This is a genomic window from Streptomyces sp. SudanB5_2050, assembly GCF_964272335.1.
In the GTDB taxonomy this organism is placed as follows: domain Bacteria; phylum Actinomycetota; class Actinomycetes; order Streptomycetales; family Streptomycetaceae; genus Streptomyces; species Streptomyces rochei.
Genome location: NZ_OZ186760.1, coordinates 6,651,797 through 6,669,148 on the forward strand (window position 1 = coordinate 6,651,797; position 17,352 = coordinate 6,669,148).

Below are 17,352 nucleotides of genomic sequence, written 5' to 3' on the forward strand. Positions count from 1 at the left end.
ATCCCGTCTCAGCGCTTGCCGATGAGGTCCGCGGGGAAGGCGCCCGCGCCGAGTGCCGTACGGGCGAAGCCCGACGCGAGTTCCGTCAGGCGCGCCACGCCCTCCGCGCCCAGCCGCGCGTAGGGGGCGGCGTCCAGCCGGTCCGTCTCCCGCTCGACGTCGTCGCGCAGGGCCACGCCACGCTCGGTCAGCTCCCCGGCGTCGTCGACGAGGCCGCGCCCGCGTAGCCGGTCCGTCGCGGCGTCCCACTCCTCGCGGCTCCAGCCACGGGTGCTGAAGATCCACTTCGGCGCCATGCCCCTGCCCGTCGCGGTGTGCGTCACCAGCGCCTCGAGACCGTCCAGCTCCGCCGCCGCCAGCGCGATCAGATGACCGTCGCCGCGGTGCTCGCGCAGCAGGGTCGCCGCGTGCCACAGGGCCAGGTGCGGCGCCTCGGGCACGGGCAGGTCGGCGTGGGCCGAGTACAGCGGGCGCGCGCCGCGCGAGCAGCCCTCGGCGGCGCGCAGCGCCAGGCCGGCCGCCTCGGACATCTCGGGCGAGGAGACGGTCTCCTCGCCGAGCAGCCGGCGCAGCGTCGCGTCGACGGCGCGCTCGCGGGCGGCCAGCGCCTGGGCGGGCGTGACGGTCTCCCACACGGCGGGCACGTGCTGGGCGACGAGGGTGTGCTTGTAGTTGTAGAACGCCGCCGTCACCGCCCCCGCGCCGACCGGTCCGAGCGCGGCGGCGCGCACCGCGAAATTGACCGCCCGAGGGTCGGTGACCCCGAGGGTGGCCAGCTCCCGGCCCGTGTCGGGCGAGAAGTAGTGCGTCGAGTGCAGCGAGTTGAGCGCGTTGTGGCAGCGGCGGCCGGCACGCGCGTCGAGGGCGGCAGTGGTCATGCCCGGCACGTTACCAACCGCTCAGTACGTCCTCCAGACCCGCGTCCGACGGAGGAGCGGCATGGCAGGAAAGGTGGGGAACTCGTCATTGCGGCCGTCCGGGGCCGGGCGAAGAATCGAGGGCATGGCGCAGCGAACCGTCCTGGTCGTCCTCTTCGACGCCGTCCAGAGCCTCGATGTCACGGGCCCCGTGGAGGTCTTCACGGGCGCCGAGAAGCACACCCCGGGGACGTACCGCGTCCGGACGGCCTCGCTGGACGGCGCTCCCGTGCGCACCTCCAGCGGTCTGACCCTCGTACCGGACCGGGCGCTCACCGCCGCCCGTGCCCCGGACACCCTGATCGTCCCCGGCGGCGAGGGCTCCAGGCACCCCGATCCGAGGCTGATCGACTGGCTGCGCGAGCACGGCCCCCGCGCCCGGCGCCTGGTCTCCGTGTGCACCGGGGCGATCCTGCTCGCCCGGGCGGGGCTGCTGGACGGACACCGCGCCACCACCCACTGGGCCTACTGCGACCGGCTCGCCCGCGACCATCCGGCCGTGGACGTCGACCCCGACCCGATCTTCGTCCGCGACGGCCGCGTCGCCACCTCGGCGGGCGTCACCGCCGGCATCGACCTCGCCCTCGCCCTGGTCGAGGAGGACCTGGACCGGGACGCGGCCCTGACCGTCGCCCGCCATCTGGTCGTGTTCCTGCGCAGGCCCGGCAACCAGGCCCAGTTCAGCGCCCAGCTCGCCGCCCAGACCGCGCGGCGGGCGCCCCTGCGCGAGGTCCAGCGGTGGATCAGCGAGCACCCCGGCGCCGATCTGAGCGTCGAGTCGCTCGCCGCCCGCGCGGGCTTCTCGCCGCGCCACTTCGCCCGGGCGTTCCAGGCGGAGACCGGCACGACACCGGGCCGCTACGTGGACCGGGTCCGGCTGGAGCACGCCCGGCGGCTGCTGGAGGACACCGGCGACGGCGTCGAGGAGGTCTCCCGCGTCAGCGGCTACGGCACGCCTGAGGCCATGCGGCGCGCCTTCGTCAAGGCACTGGGCACCTCACCGGCCGAGTACCGCCGCCGGTTCCGTCCCGCGCCCGTCCGGTGAGTCCGGCGTCCGCGTCCCACCCCGTCCCGACACCGACCGGAAGGAAACCCGTGCAGATAGCCATCGTCCTCTTCGACCGCTTCACCGCGCTGGACGCCGTGGGCCCGTACGAGACCCTCGGCCGTCTCCCCGACGCGGAGACCGTCTTCGTCGCCGAACAGGCGGGCCCGGTCCGCACCGACACCGGGAACCTCGCCCTGACCGCCGACCGGTCCCTGGCCGACGTACCGGCCCCGGACATCGTGGTCGTCCCGGGCGGCCCCGGCCAGACCCCGCAGATGGAGAACGCCGCCCTGCTGGACTGGCTGCGCGCCGCGGACGCCACCAGCACGTGGACCACCTCCGTGTGCACCGGCTCGCTGCTGCTCGCCGCCGCCGGGCTGCTGAAGGGCCGGCGCGCCACCTCGCACTGGCTGGCCCTGGACGTCCTCGGCCGCTTCGGCGCCGAACCGACGGGCGAGCGGGTGGTCACCGACGGCAAGTACGTCACCGCGGCCGGCGTCTCCTCCGGCATCGACATGGGTCTGACCCTGCTCGGCCGGATCGCCGGCGACGACCACGCGCGCGCGGTCCAGCTGCTGACCGAGTACGACCCGCAGCCGCCCTACGACGCGGGGTCCCCCGAAAAGGCCCCGGCCCACCTCGTCGAGGAGTTCCGCGGCCGGAGCCGGTTCATCCTGACGTAGGCGCGCTCCCCGGCACGCTCCAGCCGAAGCTGGGCTGCCGGCGCTCCAGGAAGGCGGCGACCCCCTCCGCGAGGTCGCCGCTGCGGCGCGCCTCGGCGGTCCAGTAGGCGTCCCGGTCGGTGCGGCCGCCCGCGAACTCCTTCGCCGCGGCCTGCGTCAGCTGCGAGCGGGAGACGAGGACCCGGGTGAACTCCGCCACCCGCGCGCCGAGTTCGCCCTCCGGCAGCACCTCGTCGACCAGGCCGGTGCGCAGCGCCCGCGCGGCGTCGATCAGCTCCCCGGAGAACAGCAGGTACTTGGCGGTGGCCGGCCCCGTCAGCGCCACCAGCCGCCGGGTCGAGGACGCCGGGTACACCACGCCCAGCTTCGCCGGGGTCACCCCGAACAGCGCCGACTCCTCGGCGAACCGCAGGTCGCAGGCGGCCGCCAGTTGTGCCCCGCCGCCCACGCAGTGCCCGCGCACGGCCGCCAGCGTCGGCTTGGGGAAGGCGGCCAGCGCCTCCTCGGCGCGCACGGCGAGCCCCTGCGCCTCTGGCGCCGACTCCCGCAAGGTGGAGATGTCCGCCCCGGCGCAGAAGGTGCCGCCCTCACCGGTGAGCACCAGCGCACGCACCGCCGGGTCGCCGGCCAGCGCGTCGAGCAGCGGCGGCAGCGCCCGCCACATCCGCGCCGTCATCGCGTTGCGCTTGGCCGGGTTGCGGATGACGACGGTGGCGACCGAGTCGGCGACCCGGTGCGACAGCTGGGGCTCCATGGGCCGGATGCTATCCGCCGGCCCCTCAGGTCCGTACGGGTGGTGCGAGCGGGACAGGAACGATCCCTCAACTGACCGTGTCATACGCCAACGATCAGAACCGTTCGATACCAGCTGACTTGTGTTCAGTGATGCGGAGGGGAGCGACGCGTTACCAACACTCAGGGGTGTGGTGACAATCGAGCCCAGGGGTGGCGACCGGACGATGGACGAGACCGGGCCCGCCGGGCCGCTGCCGTACGAAGGCGTCTGGCGGTTCACCGCCCCCGCCGTGGAGGCGTCGGTCCCGCAGGCGAGGCACGCGGTGCGGGACCTGCTGGCGCGCCAGGGCGTGCCGGTCTCCGACGACGTGGCGCAGGGACTGCTCCTGATCGTCTCCGAGCTGGTCACGAACGCGGTCCGGCACGCGGCGGTGCTGTCCCCGGTGCTCGCCGTGGAGGTCGCCGTCGGACCCGAGTGGGTGCGGGTGTCCGTGGAGGACAGCCACCCCTACCGTCCGACCGCCCTGGAGGCCGACCACGGGCGGACGGGAGGACGCGGGCTGCTCCTGGTCCGGGAGATCACCCGGGAGGCGGGCGGGGCGTGCGACGTGGCCCACACGGCGAGCGGCGGCAAGGTGATCTGGGCCGCCCTGCCGCTCAAGCACGCCCCGAGCTAGGGCCGCTCACCACCCGGCCGACGGACCCGTCAGCTCGCGCACGGCGGGCCGGGCCGCGTCCAGCACCGTCATGAACCACGCCGAGAAGGTGTCCTTCGCGTGCCGCTCGGCCAGCTCGGCCGGGTCCACGAAGGCCGTCTCGGCCACCTCCTCCGGGTCGGGCTGCGGCGCGGCCTGCACCAGGCCGACGAAGAGGTGGTTGTACTCCTGCTCCACCAGCCCGGAGGCCGGGTCGGGGTGGTTGTAGCGCACCGTGCCCGCCTCGGCGAGCAGCGAGGGGGAGACGCCCAGCTCCTCGTGGGTCCGCCGGGCCGCCGCCGCGAACGGTGCCTCGCCGGGGTAGGGGTGACCGCAGCAGGTGTTGGACCACACACCGGGGGAGTGGTACTTGCCCAGGGCCCGCTGCTGGAGCAGCAGCCGGCCCCGCTCGTCGAAGAGGAAGACGGAGAAGGCACGGTGCAGCCGCCCCGGCGGCTGGTGCGCGGAGAGCTTCTCGGCGGTGCCGATCGTCACACCGTTCTCGTCGACCAGTTCCAGCAAGATCGCGTCTGCGGTGCCGTTCGACGAACTGTGCGTCGCGGTGGCAGGAGTGATCGGCATACCCATCCTTCAACTCGGTCCTCGCGCCCCAAGTGTGCCGTACGAATCCGGCACTCTCGGCACTTCCCGGCACTCCGCATGTCCCGCGCGGCGGCGCGGGCGGGGGGTGTGGCCGGTGGGACGCCGAGGAGGGGCCCGAGGGTTGATCATTCCCGGTGGTGCGGACCGGGAACCGTCGGGGACGTGACCGGGAAGGGTGGAGCGGAGGACGGGGCCGCGCACGTCCGGCGGACGGCCGCACCCCCCGGCGCGCGGATCAGACGTACGCGCCCCCCGGCCCGCTCACCGGCGTGGCGGGCCCGCGCCGGCACGCGGAGCGCCCGGCGCGGCGGGGACTCAGTGGCAGAGCCTGGCCTCGTGCTCCGCGTGCCCGCCGGGCTCCAGCTGGAAGGTGCAGTGCTCCACGTCGAAGTGGTCGCCCAGGCAGCCCTGCAGCTCGTGCAGCATCTTCTCGTGGCCGATCGCGCTCAGCACCTCGCCGCTGACCACCACGTGCGCCGACAGCACCGGCATGCCCGAGGTGATCGTCCAGGCGTGCAGGTCGTGCACGTCCTCGACGCCGTCCAGCGCCAGTATGTGGGCGCGCACCTCGGCGATGTCGACGTCCTTGGGCGCCGCCTCCAGCAGCACGTCCAGCGTCTCGCGCAGCAGCCGCACCGTGCGCGGCACGATCATCAGCCCGATGACCAGCGAGGCGATCGGGTCGGCCGCCTGCCAGCCGGTGGCCAGGATCACCAGCGCGGAGACGATCACGGTCAGCGAGCCCAGCGCGTCCGCCGCCACCTCCAGGAAGGCGCCGCGCACGTTGAGGCTCTCCTTCTGCCCCCGCATCAGCAGGCCGAGCGACACCATGTTGGCGACCAGGCCGATCACACCGAAGACGACGGCCAGCCCGCCGTCGGTACCGGCGGGCGTGACGAACCGCTCGATCGCCTCGAACAGGATGTAGCCCCCGACCCCGAGCAGCAGCAGACAGTTGGCCAGGGCGGCCAGGATCTCCGCGCGGGCGTAGCCGAAGGTCCGCCGGTCGCTCGGCGGCCGGTTCGCGAAGTGGATGGCCAGCAGCGCCATGCCGAGGCCCAGCGCGTCCGTGGCCATGTGCGCCGCGTCGGCGACCAGGGCGAGCGAGTCGGCGAGCAGGCCGCCGACGATCTGCACGACCATGACGAAGACGGTGATCGCCAGCGCCACCCGGAGCCTGCCCCGGTACGCGGCGCTCGCCGTCGCGCCGCCGCCCGCCCCGTGAGCGTGCCCGTGATCGTGCCCAGCCCCCATGAGGTGCCGCCTCCCTGTGCGTCCGTCGTACCGGCGTCCGGGCCACAGTCAACTACGGGGAGGGGGTATGGGGCAACGCGGCACTGAACACCGTTGTCATCTGCTGTGACCTGCGGAAACGTTGCGCAGGTCAGGGCGGCGGAGGTGCCCTGGAGGACCCGTACGGGCGGCGCCGGCGGACGGCGGCGGGCGGGTGCCCCTGACGCAGTGCGAACGCCCGTCGACCCAGTGCGATGTCCGCGATGTCCGGTCTGGGGGCGCGGTTTGTGGGGCGGGCCCCGCATCCACGATGATGATCGCGGCGAAGGCGGGTGCACGGGGCGTCGACCGACCGTGAAACGGGCGGTGAACACGGCGTTCCCGGTATCCGATAACCTCTGCCGACATGCCGTCCGGGTGCCGCAGGCGCGGGCGCCCCACCATGCACAGGCCCGGTGCCCAGGCGCCGGCTCCAGGGAGTGAGTTCGGTTGCCGACCGCCATCCTCACCGGTCAGCCGGTCCCCGGTTCGTCGATCGAGAGCGAGCTGCGGTCCCTGGGCTTCGCCGTGGAGTACGCCTCGGGTGCCGCCGACACCGAGACGCTGCTCGCCCGGGTACCGGCCGCGGAACGCGTCGCCGTGGTCGACGCCCGCTTCGTCGGCCACCCGCACGCCCTGCGCCTGGGCCTCACCGACCCGCGCTTCCCGCTCGCCGCGATCCCGGGTGCCGTGACCGCCCAGCCCGACGCCCGCCGCGCCCTGACCCGCGCCATGGCCCGGGAGCACTCCGCGACCGCCGGCACCGCGCACGGCGCCGCCCCCGTCGAGCCGGGCGCCGGGGACACCGGCAGCCTCGCCGACCGGATCACCGCCGCCCTCGACGCCGACGGCGCCGAGGTGCACCGGCCCGAGCTGGGCAGCCTCGTCGCCGCCGTCCCCGCCGACCCGCAGGCCCGCAACGAGGCCCGGCAGGCCGTCGCCGCCGTCGACGACGAGGCCGTACGCCTGAAGTCGGCCGTCAAGGCCCGCGACGGCTTCGTCACCACCTTCTTCATCAGCCCGTACTCCCGCTACATCGCCCGCTGGTGCGCGCGCCGCGGACTGACCCCCAACCAGGTCACCACCGCCTCGCTGATCACCGCGCTCATAGCGGCGGGCTGCGCCGCCACCGGCACCCGCGGCGGCTTCGTCGCCGCCGGCGTGCTGCTCATCGCCTCCTTCGTCCTCGACTGCACCGACGGGCAGCTCGCCCGCTACTCCCTGCAGTACTCCACGCTCGGCGCCTGGCTCGACGCCACCTTCGACCGCGCCAAGGAGTACGCCTACTACGCGGGCCTCGCCCTCGGCGCCGCACGCGGCGGCGACGACGTGTGGGCCCTCGCCCTCGGCGCGATGGTCCTCCAGACCTGCCGGCACGTCGTCGACTTCTCCTTCAACGAGGCCAATCACGACGCCGCCGCCAACACCAGCCCCACCGCCGCCCTCTCCGACCGGCTCGACAGCGTCGGCTGGACCGTCTGGGTGCGCCGCATGATCGTCCTGCCCATCGGTGAACGCTGGGCCATGATCGCCGTCCTGACCGCCGTCGCCACCCCCCGGATCACCTTCTGGGCGCTGCTGATCGGCTGCGCCTTCGCCGCGACGTACACCACGGCGGGCCGGGTGCTGCGCTCGCTGACCCGGAAGGCGACGAGGACGGACCGGGCCGCGAAGGCGCTGGCCGACCTGGCGGACTCGGGACCGCTCGCCGAGGCCGCCGCCAAGGGCTTCGCCAAGCCGGCCCGCCGCCTGCCCGGCTTCACCGCCCCGGCCGTCGCCCTGCTCGGCGGCCTCGCCGTCGTCGCCACGGCCGCGCTCACCGACTTCGGGGGCCCCTGGCCGCTCGTCGCCGCGGTCGCCTACGTCCTGACCTCCGCCCTCGCCGTCGCGCGCCCCCTCAAGGGCGCCCTCGACTGGCTGGTCCCGCCCTTCTTCCGCGCCGCCGAGTACGGCACCGTCCTGGTGCTCGCGGCGAAAGCCGACGTGAACGGGGCGCTTCCGGCGGCTTTCGGGCTGGTGGCCGCGGTCGCCTACCATCACTACGACACGGTCTACCGCATCCGCGGCGGTGCGGGCGCGCCGCCCGCGTGGCTGGTGCGGACGATCGGGGGGCACGAGGGCCGCACGCTGGTGATCACCGCGCTCGCCGTGCTGCTCACCGCCACACAGTTCAAGCTCGCGCTCACGGTCCTCGCCGTGGCCGTGGCACTCGTGGTGCTCGTCGAGAGCATCCGCTTCTGGGTCGCCGCCCACAAGGACGGCGCACCCGCCGTACACGACGAAGGAGAACCCGCATGATCGGCCTCGTGCTGGCGGCCGGCGCCGGCCGGCGTCTGCGCCCCTACACCGACACCCTGCCCAAGGCGCTGGTGCCGGTCGGTCCCGAGGGGGCGGAGGACAGCATCACGGTGCTGGACCTGACCCTGGCGAACTTCGCCGAGGTCGGCCTGACCGAGGTCGGGATCATCGTCGGCTACCGCAAGGAGGCCGTGTACGAGCGCAAGGAGGCGCTGGAGCAGAAGTACGGCGTCAAGCTCACCCTGATCGACAACGACAAGGCCGAGGAGTGGAACAACGCCTACTCCCTGTGGTGCGGCCGTGACGCCCTCAAGGACGGCGTGATCCTCGCCAACGGCGACACCGTGCACCCGGTCTCCGTCGAGAAGACCCTGCTCGCCGCCCGCGGCGACGGCAAGAAGATCATCCTCGCCCTCGACACGGTGAAGAACCTCGCCGACGAGGAGATGAAGGTCGTCGTCGACCCCGACAAGGGCGTCCAGCGCATCACCAAGCTCATGGACCCCGCCGAGGCGACCGGCGAGTACATCGGCGTCACCCTCATCGAGGGCGAGGCCGCCGCCGACCTGGCCGACGCCCTGAAGACCACCTTCGAGCGCGACCCGCAGCTCTACTACGAGGACGGTTACCAGGAGCTGGTCAACCGCGGCTTCACGATCGACGTCGCGCCGATCGGCGAGGTCAAGTGGGTCGAGATCGACAACCACGACGACCTCGCCAAGGGCCGGGAGATCGCGTGCCAGTACTGACGAGGCTCATCCCGTCGCCGGTCGTCGTGGACATCCGCGCGGGTGCCCTCGACGACCTGGGATGTGTGCTCGCCGACGAGCGCATCTCCCACTCGGGCAAGCTCGCCGTCGCCGTCAGCGGCGGCTCGGGCGCCCGGCTGCGCGAGCGTGTCGCCCCGTCGCTGCCCGGCGCCGACTGGTTCGAGGTCGGCGGCGGCACCCTCGACGACGCGATCAAGCTGGCCGGAGCCATGAAGGGCGGCCACTACGACGCGGTCGTCGGCCTCGGCGGCGGCAAGATCATCGACTGTGCCAAGTTCGCGGCCGCACGCGTCGGCCTCCCGCTGGTCGCCGTGCCGACCAACCTCGCGCACGACGGCCTGTGCTCGCCGGTCGCCACCCTCGACAACGACGCGGGCCGCGGCTCCTACGGCGTCCCGAACCCGATCGCGGTCGTCATCGACCTGGACGTCATCCGCGACGCCCCGGTGCGGTTCGTCCGCGCCGGCATCGGCGACGCGGTCTCCAACGTCTCCGCGATCGCGGACTGGGAGCTGGCCAACCGCGTCAAGGGCGAGCGGATCGACGGCCTGGCCGCCGCGATGGCCCGCCAGGCGGGCGAGGCCGTGCTCCGGCACCCCGGCGGCGTCGGCGACAACGACTTCCTCCAGGTCCTCGCCGAGGGACTGGTCCTGACCGGCATCGCCATGTCGGTCTCCGGTGACTCGCGGCCCGCCTCCGGCGCCTGCCACGAGATCAACCACGCCTTCGACCTGCTCTACCCCACCCGCGCCGCCGCCCACGGCGAGCAGTGCGGCCTGGGCGCGGCCTTCGCGATGTACCTGCGCGGGGCCCACGAGGAGTCCGCCCACATGGCCTCGGTGCTGCGCCGGCACGGGCTGCCCGTGCTGCCCGAGGAGATCGGGTTCACCCCGCAGGAGTTCTTCCGCGCGGTGGAGTTCGCACCGCAGACGCGGCCGGGCCGCTACACGATCCTCGAGCACCTCGACCTCACCACCGACCAGATCAAGGACCTGTACGCCGACTATGTCAAGGCCATCGGTAGCTGAACTACGTCCGGTCGTCCACCCCGCTGGGGTCAAGGACCGGCGCAGCGGTGAGCACTGGGCGGGACGCCTCTACATGCGCGAGGTCTCGCTGCGGATCGACCGCTACCTGGTGAACACCAGGATCACGCCCAACCAGCTCACGTACCTGATGACCGTCTGCGGCGTGCTCGCGGCCCCGGCCCTGCTGGTGCCGGGCGTCACGGGCGCGGTGCTCGGCGTCGTGGCGGTCCAGCTCTACCTGCTGCTGGACTGCGTCGACGGCGAGGTCGCGCGCTGGAAGAAGCAGTACTCCCTCGGCGGCGTCTACCTCGACCGGGTCGGTGCCTACCTCACCGACGCCGCGGTCCTGGTCGGCCTCGGCCTGCGCGCCGCCGACCTCTGGGGCACCGGCCGGATCGACTGGCTGTGGGCCTTCCTCGGCACCCTGGCCGCCCTCGGCGCCATCCTGATCAAGGCCGAGACCGACCTGGTGGGCGTCGCCCGGCACCAGGCCGGCATGCCGCCCGTCAAGGAGGCCGCGTCCGAGCCGCGCTCCTCCGGCATGGCACTGGCCCGCCGCGCCGCCGGGGCGCTCAAGTTCCACCGGCTGATCCTCGGCATCGAGGCGTCGCTGCTCATCCTGGTGCTCGCCATAGTCGACGCGAGCCGCGGCGACCTGTTCTTCACCCGGCTCGGCACCGCCGTACTCGCGGGCATCGCCCTGCTGCAGACCCTGCTGCACCTGGTGTCCGTCCTGGCCTCCAGCAGGCTGCGGTGAACGGCGCCATGAAGGTCGGCGCGGTGATCATCACGATGGGCAACCGCCCCGACGAACTGCGTGCCCTCCTCGACTCGGTCGCCAAGCAGGACGGCGACCCGGTCGAGGTGGTCGTGGTCGGCAACGGCTCGCCCGTCCCGGAGGTGCCCGCCGGTGTCCGCACCGTCGAGCTGCCCGAGAACCTGGGCATCCCCGGCGGCCGCAACGTCGGCATCGAGGCCTTCGGCCCGGGCGGACAGGACGTCGACATCCTGCTCTTCCTCGACGACGACGGCCTGCTCGCCCGCACCGACACCGCCGAGCTGTGCCGGCAGGCGTTCGCGGCCGACGACGACCTCGGCATCATCAGCTTCCGCATCGCCGACCCGGACACCGGCGAGACCCAGCGCCGGCACGTGCCGAGGCTGCGTGCCTCCGACCCGATGCGCTCCTCCCGGGTCACCACCTTCCTCGGCGGCGCCAACGCCGTGCGCACCCGTGTCCTCGCCCAGGTCGGCGGCCTGCCCGACGCGTTCTTCTACGCCCACGAGGAGACCGACCTCGCCTGGCGGGCCCTCGACGCCGGCTGGATGATCGACTACCGGTCCGACATGGTGCTGAACCACCCGACGACCGCGCCCTCCCGGCACGCCGTCTACCACCGCATGGTCGCCCGCAACCGCGTCTGGCTCGCCCGCCGCAACCTCCCCGCGCTCCTCGTCCCGGTCTACCTGGGGGTGTGGATGCTGCTCACGCTCCTGCGCCGCCCCTCGCGCCCGGCCCTGAAGGCGTGGTTCGGCGGTTTCCGCGAGGGCTGGACCACCCCCTGCGGTCCGCGCCGGCCCATGCGGTGGCGTACGGTGTGGCGGCTGACGCGGCTGGGCCGGCCTCCGGTGATCTGACAAGCTCGTACCCGAGGGCTTGTGGCCCCACCGGGTCCGGCCGGACCCCTCCGAGGCCGACAGAACCGTGCCGGGCCCCCACCGGGCGCGCACGGACGAAGACGAAAGTATCCACTAGTGAGTGAGACAACGCACGACGGCATGGTCGCCACGACCAGGCCCGTGTCGCCCGACGAGGGCCTCACGGCGGCCCAGCTCGCCGCCAAGCACGGGCTGACCGTGAGCGGTGCCCGACCGTCCCTCGTGGAGTACGTCCGTCAGCTCTGGGGGCGGCGCCACTTCATCCTCGCCTTCTCGCAGGCGAAGCTGACCGCCCAGTACAGCCAGGCCAAGCTCGGCCAGCTGTGGCAGGTGGCCACCCCGCTGCTCAACGCGCTGGTCTACTTCCTGATCTTCGGCCTGATCCTGAACGCGGGCCGCGGCATGGAGAAGGACGTGTACATCCCGTTCCTGGTGACGGGTGTCTTCGTCTTCACCTTCACCCAGTCCTCGGCGATGGCGGGCGTGCGCGCGATCTCCGGCAACCTCGGCCTGGTGCGGGCCCTGCACTTCCCCCGCGCCTCGCTGCCCATCTCGTTCGCGCTCCAGCAGCTCCAGCAGCTGCTGGCCTCGATGATCGTGCTGTTCGCGGTCGTGGTGGGCTTCGGCAGCTATCCCAGCCTGTCCTGGCTGCTGGTGGTCCCCGCGCTCGTGCTGCAGTTCCTCTTCAACACGGGGCTGGCGCTGATCGTGGCCCGGATGGGCGCCAAGACGCCCGACCTGGCCCAGCTGATGCCCTTCATCATGCGGACCTGGATGTACGCGTCGGGCGTGATGTTCTCCATCCCGATCATGCTCGAGGACAAGCCGGCCTGGCTGGCCGACGTGCTCCAGTGGAACCCGGCCGCCGTGTACATGGACCTGATCCGCTTCGCGCTGATCGACGGCTACGGCTCCGAGAACCTGCCGCCGCACGTGTGGGCGGTCGCCCTCGGCTGGGCCGTGGTGCTCGCCGTCGGCGGCTTCGTGTACTTCTGGAAGGCGGAGGAGAGGTACGGCCGTGGCTGAGCAGCGACAGGACGCGCGGGTCCCGACGGTCATCGCGGACGAACTGCACATCGTCTACCGCGTCAACGGCGCCAAGACCGGCAAGGGCAGCGCGACGGCGGCCCTCAGCCGGATGATCAGGCGGGGCGAGGAGCGTGGCGTGCGCAAGGTGCACGCCGTGCGCGGGGTCTCCTTCGTCGCCTACCGGGGCGAGGCCATCGGCCTGATCGGCTCGAACGGCTCGGGCAAGTCGACCCTGCTGCGGGCCATCGCCGGTCTGCTGCCCGCCGAGCGGGGCAAGGTCTACACCGACGGCCAGCCCTCGCTCCTCGGTGTGAACGCGGCCCTCATGAACGACCTGACCGGCGAGCGGAACGTCATCCTCGGCGGTCTCGCCATGGGTATGACCCGCGAGCAGATCAAGGAGCGCTACCAGGACATCGTCGACTTCTCCGGGATCAACGAGAAGGGCGACTTCATCACCCTGCCGATGCGCACCTACTCCTCCGGCATGGCCGCCCGCCTGCGCTTCTCCATCGCCGCCGCCAAGGACCACGACGTCCTGATGATCGACGAGGCGCTGGCCACCGGCGACCGCAAGTTCCAGACGCGCTCGGAGGCGCGCATCCGGGAGCTGAAGAAGGAGGCCGGCACCGTCTTCCTGGTGAGCCACAACAACAAGTCCATCCGCGACACCTGCAACCGGGTGCTGTGGCTGGAGCGCGGCGAGCTGCGCATGGACGGCCCGACCGACGAGGTCCTCAAGGAGTACGAGAAGTTCACGGGCAAGTAGCCCGGCGCGCCGGAGCCCCGCCGGAACCGCCCCGGCGGGGCACGCGTCCGCAAAGGAAACGTCAACTCCTGGTGTTCCCAGGAATCTTGAAGCGGATCGGTGTGTTGTGGTGGTGCGCGGAGGACCCCCTCGGCCCTTCACGCGTTGTACAACGTAAGCTGGACCGGTCCCGAAACGCGGCACATGGGGCGATAATGCCCGACACCCTCGACCGGGCCTGCCGCGCGGGCAGCCGGGCGGCGTGTCCGAAATAGTGTGAATTGGGTCCGCAGTGTAGAACGGGAGATGTGACGGCAATGGCTACGGAAACTCCCCACCTCCGCGAAGCGTGCGCCGTCCCCGCCCCGGGCAGCCCGCGATGACGGTCACCGACCCGGAGCGCGGCACCCTCGCCAAGGCCGCCGACGAGAACTTCCCCGTCGCCCCCTTCTTCCTGCCCCGCGACTGGCGCACCGACCTCATGGCCGTCTACGGCTTCGCCCGTCTCGTCGACGACATCGGCGACGGCGACCTGGCACCCGGCGGCGCCGACGCCCGCCTGCTCGGCGTCCCCGCCGACCGCGCCGACGACCGGCTGCTGATGCTGGACGCCTTCGAGGAAGACCTGCGCCGGGTCTTCGACGGCACCCCGCGCCACCCGCTGCTGCTCCGTCTGCGGCCGACCGTGCGCCGCCGTTCGCTCACCCCCGAACCCTTCCTCGGCCTGATCGCCGCCAACCGCCAGGACCAGCTGGTCGGCCGCTACGAGACCTACGACGACCTGCTCGCCTACTGCGAGCTGTCGGCCAACCCGGTGGGTCGGCTCGTCCTCGCCGTCACCGGCACCGCGACACCCGAACGGATCCGCCGCTCCGACGCCGTCTGCACCGCCCTGCAGATCGTCGAGCACCTCCAGGACGTGGCCGAGGACCTGGGCCGGGACCGCGTCTACCTGCCGGCCGAGGACATGAAGCGCTTCCACGTCCAGGAGGCGGACCTCGCCGCACCCACCGCCAACGCGTCGGTGCGCGCCCTGATCGCCTTCGAGGCCCAGCGCGCCCGCGACCTGCTGCGCGAGGGCGCCCCCCTGGTGGGCAGCGTCCGCGGACGGCTGCGGCTGCTGCTCGCGGGGTTCGTGGCGGGTGGCAGGGCGGCCCTCCGGGCGATCGCCGCCGCCGAGCACGACGTACTTCCCGGCCCGCCCAAGCCCGGCAAGGTCGACTTGCTGCGCGAGGTGGGCCCGACCCTGCGAGGAGAGGGGTGACCCAGGCCGTGGAGCCCTCAGCGCACACGTCGGCACCGGTACTGGCCGCCTACGGCTACTGCGAGACCGTCACCGGACAGCAGGCCCGCAACTTCGCCTACGGCATCCGGCTGCTTCCGGCACCCAAGCGCCGGGCGATGTCGGCGCTGTACGCGTTCTCGCGCCGCGTCGACGACATCGGCGACGGCGAGCTGGCGGCCGACGTCAAGGTCGCCCGGCTGGAGGAGACCCGCGCGACGCTCGCCCGGATCCACGAAGGCAAGGTCGAGGAGGACGACACCGACCCCGTCGCCGTCGCCCTCGCGCACGCCGCCCGGCAGTTCCCGATCCCGCTCGGCGGCCTCGACGAACTGATCGACGGCGTCCAGATGGACCTGCGCGGCGAGACCTACGAGACCTGGGACGACCTGAAGGTCTACTGCCGGTGCGTGGCCGGTGCGATCGGCCGCCTCTCGCTCGGCGTCTTCGGCACCGAACCGGGGGCGCGCGGCGCCGAGCGCGCGCCCGAGTACGCCGACACGCTCGGACTCGCGCTCCAGCTCACCAACATCCTGCGCGACGTCCGCGAGGACGCCGAGGACGGGCGCACCTACCTGCCCGCCGACGACCTCGCCAAGTTCGGCTGCTCGGCCGGGTTCGGCGGGCCGAAACCGCCCGAGGGCTCCGACTTCGCGGGTCTCGTGCACTTCGAAGTGCGTCGGGCCCGCGCCCTGTTCGCCGAGGGCTACCGGCTGCTGCCCATGCTCGACCGGCGCAGCGGCGCCTGCGTGGCCGCCATGGCCGGCATCTACCGGCGTCTCCTCGACCGCATCGAGCGCGACCCGGAGGCCGTGCTGCGCGGCCGGGTCTCGCTTCCCGGACGCGAGAAGGCGTACGTTGCCGTGCGCGGTCTGTCGGGTCTCGACACCCGGCACGTCACCCGGCGGGCCGTCAGGAGGCGCGCCTGATGGAGACACCGGGCACACTCGACACTCCGGACCGGTACAGGGCGGCCGCCGGCGAAGAGCGGCGGGCAACCCTCCGGTGGCGGGCGGCGTCCCAGACTGAGACGGTCAGCCGTACGCCGTTCAAGCACCACGGCGACCGGACAGGGAAGGGCGCACCATGACGCAGGGCAAGGGCACGCGCGAGGACGGGCGGCTCGCGGACGTCTCCGCCGTCCGCCCCGGCGGACACGCCGTCGTGGTCGGCGGCGGACTCGCCGGCGTCACCGCCGCGCTCGCGCTCGCCGACGCCGGGGTGCGCGTCACCCTGCTCGAAGGCCGGCCGCGCCTGGGCGGGCTCGCCTTCTCCTTCCGACGCGGCGACCTCACCGTCGACAACGGCCAGCACGTGTACCTGCGCTGCTGCACCGCCTACCGCTGGTTCCTCGACCGCATCGGCGGCGCGGAACTCGCCCCCGTGCAGGAACGTCTCGACGTGCCCGTGGTCGACCTCGCCCGGCCCGAGGGACGGCGGCTCGGCAGGCTGCGGCGCGACGCGCTGCCGGTCCCCCTCCACCTGGGGCGCAGCCTCGCCACGTACCCCCACCTCTCGCTGGCCGAGCGCGCGAGCGTCGGGCGGGCTGCCCTGGCGCTCAAGGGCCTCGACCTCGCCGACCCCGCCCTCGACACCCAGGACTTCGGCAGCTGGCTGGCCGCGCACGGCCAGTCGGCGCGCGCCGTCGAGGCCCTGTGGGACCTGGTCGGGGTCGCCACCCTCAACGCGGTCGCGGGCGACGCCTCGCTCGCGCTGGCCGCGATGGTGTTCAAGACCGGTCTGCTGTCCGACCCGGGCGCGGCCGACATCGGCTGGGCCCGCGTCCCGCTGGGCGAACTGCACGACCGGCTGGCCCGCAAGGAGCTCGACTCCGCGGGCGTCCGCACCGAGGTCCGTACACGCGTCACCTCCGTCCGTACGAACGACAACGGCGGCTGGAGCGTTCAGGTTCCCGGCGAGACGCTGGAGGCGGACGCCGTCGTCCTTGCCGTACCGCAGCGCGAGGCCCACGGCCTGCTGCCGCAGGGCGCCCTCGACGCCCCGGAGAAGCTGCTGGAGATCGACACCGCGCCGATCCTCAACATCCACGTCGTCTACGACCGCAAGGTGCTCGCCGCGCCCTTCCTCTCCGCGCTCGGCACGCCCGTGCAGTGGGTCTTCGACCGCACCGAGGCGTCCGGGCTGCGGGACGGCCAGTACCTGGCGCTGTCGCAGTCGACCGCGCAGAACGAGATCGACGCGTCCGTGGCCACGTTGCGCGGGCGGTACCTGCCCGAGCTGGAGCGGCTGCTGCCCCGCGCCCGGGGCGCCGAGGTGAGGGACTTCTTCGTGACCAGGGAGCGCACCGCGACCTTCGCTCCCGCCCCCGGCGTCGGCCGTCTCAGGCCCGGCGCCCGCACCAAGGCACCCGGCCTGTACCTGGCCGGAGCGTGGACCGCCACAGGGTGGCCCGCGACCATGGAGAGCGCGGTTCGCAGCGGAGTCGGGGCGGCGGGAGCCGCGCTCGGCGCCCTGGGCCGGTCCCGCGGCCTCCTCCCCGACTTCTTCGAGGAGGCGGCGTGAAGACGGATCCGCGTGGCACCGAAGCCCGCGCTCCCGGCACCGCAACTGGAGGAAAGACTGTG

General features: G+C 73.1%; 18 protein-coding genes. 14 read left to right on the forward strand and 4 right to left on the reverse strand.

The features are described from left to right. Positions 1–8 precede the first annotated feature (8 nt). The gene (locus tag ACFZP7_RS29310) at positions 9–878 is read right to left on the reverse strand and encodes an SCO6745 family protein (RefSeq protein ID WP_385636836.1); all 870 of its coding nucleotides are present in this window, start codon (positions 876–878) and stop codon (positions 9–11) included. 124 nt (positions 879–1,002) lie between these two features. Between ACFZP7_RS29310 and ACFZP7_RS29315 the strand changes: the two genes are divergently transcribed. Both ACFZP7_RS29315 and ACFZP7_RS29320 read left to right on the forward strand, forming a co-directional pair. Beyond that, complete coding sequence (locus tag ACFZP7_RS29315; protein ID WP_385636839.1) at positions 1,003–1,962, forward strand: GlxA family transcriptional regulator; 960 nt, start codon at positions 1,003–1,005, stop codon at positions 1,960–1,962. A 50-nt stretch (positions 1,963–2,012) separates the two neighbouring features. Next, a complete protein-coding gene (locus ACFZP7_RS29320; RefSeq protein WP_355513695.1) occupies positions 2,013–2,648 on the forward strand; it encodes a DJ-1/PfpI family protein in 636 nt (211 codons plus the stop codon). Here ACFZP7_RS29320 and ACFZP7_RS29325 read toward each other — a convergent pair. Further along, a complete protein-coding gene (locus tag ACFZP7_RS29325) occupies positions 2,635–3,402 on the reverse strand; it encodes an enoyl-CoA hydratase/isomerase family protein (protein WP_385636842.1) in 768 nt (255 codons plus the stop codon). The two genes, ACFZP7_RS29320 and ACFZP7_RS29325, sit on opposite strands and share 14 nt — an antisense overlap. Before the next feature lie 205 nt (positions 3,403–3,607). On the opposite strand from ACFZP7_RS29325, the gene ACFZP7_RS29330 reads away from it, so the two are divergent. After that, positions 3,608–4,060, forward strand: a complete 453-nt coding sequence (locus ACFZP7_RS29330) for an ATP-binding protein (protein WP_031020316.1) — start codon at positions 3,608–3,610, stop codon at positions 4,058–4,060. Positions 4,061–4,066: 6 nt separating this feature from the next. Here ACFZP7_RS29330 and idi read toward each other — a convergent pair whose 3' ends face one another. Together idi and ACFZP7_RS29340 are read right to left on the reverse strand one after the other, a co-directional pair. Continuing rightward, positions 4,067–4,660: an isopentenyl-diphosphate Delta-isomerase gene (gene idi, locus ACFZP7_RS29335; protein ID WP_385636845.1), complete on the reverse strand. Its 594-nt coding sequence runs from the start codon at positions 4,658–4,660 to the stop codon at positions 4,067–4,069. 336 nt (positions 4,661–4,996) lie between these two features. Then, entirely contained in the window at positions 4,997–5,935 is a 939-nt protein-coding gene (locus ACFZP7_RS29340; RefSeq protein WP_029394482.1) for a cation diffusion facilitator family transporter, read from the reverse strand. A 468-nt stretch (positions 5,936–6,403) separates the two neighbouring features. On the opposite strand from ACFZP7_RS29340, the gene ACFZP7_RS29345 reads away from it, so the two are divergent. The 11 genes from ACFZP7_RS29345 to hpnE all read left to right on the forward strand — a co-directional run bounded on the left by ACFZP7_RS29345 (position 6,404) and on the right by hpnE (position 17,290). Continuing rightward, positions 6,404–8,251: a DUF5941 domain-containing protein gene (locus ACFZP7_RS29345; protein ID WP_385636847.1), complete on the forward strand. Its 1,848-nt coding sequence runs from the start codon at positions 6,404–6,406 to the stop codon at positions 8,249–8,251. Next, complete coding sequence (locus ACFZP7_RS29350; protein ID WP_220670474.1) at positions 8,248–9,000, forward strand: sugar phosphate nucleotidyltransferase; 753 nt, start codon at positions 8,248–8,250, stop codon at positions 8,998–9,000. Before ACFZP7_RS29345 ends, ACFZP7_RS29350 begins: the two co-directional genes overlap by 4 nt. After that, on the forward strand, positions 8,988–10,049 hold the full coding sequence (locus tag ACFZP7_RS29355) for an iron-containing alcohol dehydrogenase family protein (RefSeq protein ID WP_029394483.1): 1,062 nt from the start codon (positions 8,988–8,990) through the stop codon (positions 10,047–10,049). Before ACFZP7_RS29350 ends, ACFZP7_RS29355 begins: the two co-directional genes overlap by 13 nt. Beyond that, positions 10,027–10,806, forward strand: a complete 780-nt coding sequence (locus ACFZP7_RS29360; protein ID WP_086024829.1) for a CDP-alcohol phosphatidyltransferase family protein — start codon at positions 10,027–10,029, stop codon at positions 10,804–10,806. The genes ACFZP7_RS29355 and ACFZP7_RS29360 overlap by 23 nt, the downstream gene beginning before the upstream one ends. 8 nt (positions 10,807–10,814) lie before the next feature. Next, positions 10,815–11,687: a glycosyltransferase family 2 protein gene (locus tag ACFZP7_RS29365; protein WP_029394484.1), complete on the forward strand. Its 873-nt coding sequence runs from the start codon at positions 10,815–10,817 to the stop codon at positions 11,685–11,687. 117 nt (positions 11,688–11,804) lie between these two features. Then, on the forward strand, positions 11,805–12,734 hold the full coding sequence (locus ACFZP7_RS29370; protein WP_029394486.1) for an ABC transporter permease: 930 nt from the start codon (positions 11,805–11,807) through the stop codon (positions 12,732–12,734). Continuing rightward, positions 12,727–13,506, forward strand: coding sequence for an ABC transporter ATP-binding protein (locus ACFZP7_RS29375; protein WP_031020311.1), 780 nt, complete (start codon positions 12,727–12,729; stop codon positions 13,504–13,506). The genes ACFZP7_RS29370 and ACFZP7_RS29375 overlap by 8 nt, the downstream gene beginning before the upstream one ends. A 358-nt stretch (positions 13,507–13,864) precedes the next feature. Then, entirely contained in the window at positions 13,865–14,749 is an 885-nt protein-coding gene (gene hpnC / locus ACFZP7_RS29380) for a squalene synthase HpnC (RefSeq protein ID WP_031020309.1), read from the forward strand. Further along, positions 14,746–15,696 (forward strand): presqualene diphosphate synthase HpnD, encoded by a 951-nt coding sequence (gene hpnD, locus ACFZP7_RS29385; protein ID WP_019330380.1) that lies wholly within the window; start codon positions 14,746–14,748, stop codon positions 15,694–15,696. Before hpnC ends, hpnD begins: the two co-directional genes overlap by 4 nt. After that, positions 15,696–15,857 (forward strand): DUF6380 family protein, encoded by a 162-nt coding sequence (locus tag ACFZP7_RS29390; protein WP_078495204.1) that lies wholly within the window; start codon positions 15,696–15,698, stop codon positions 15,855–15,857. The genes hpnD and ACFZP7_RS29390 overlap by 1 nt, the downstream gene beginning before the upstream one ends. Then, positions 15,854–17,290, forward strand: coding sequence for a hydroxysqualene dehydroxylase HpnE (gene hpnE / locus ACFZP7_RS29395; RefSeq protein WP_385636852.1), 1,437 nt, complete (start codon positions 15,854–15,856; stop codon positions 17,288–17,290). The genes ACFZP7_RS29390 and hpnE overlap by 4 nt, the downstream gene beginning before the upstream one ends. Positions 17,291–17,352 lie beyond the last annotated feature (62 nt).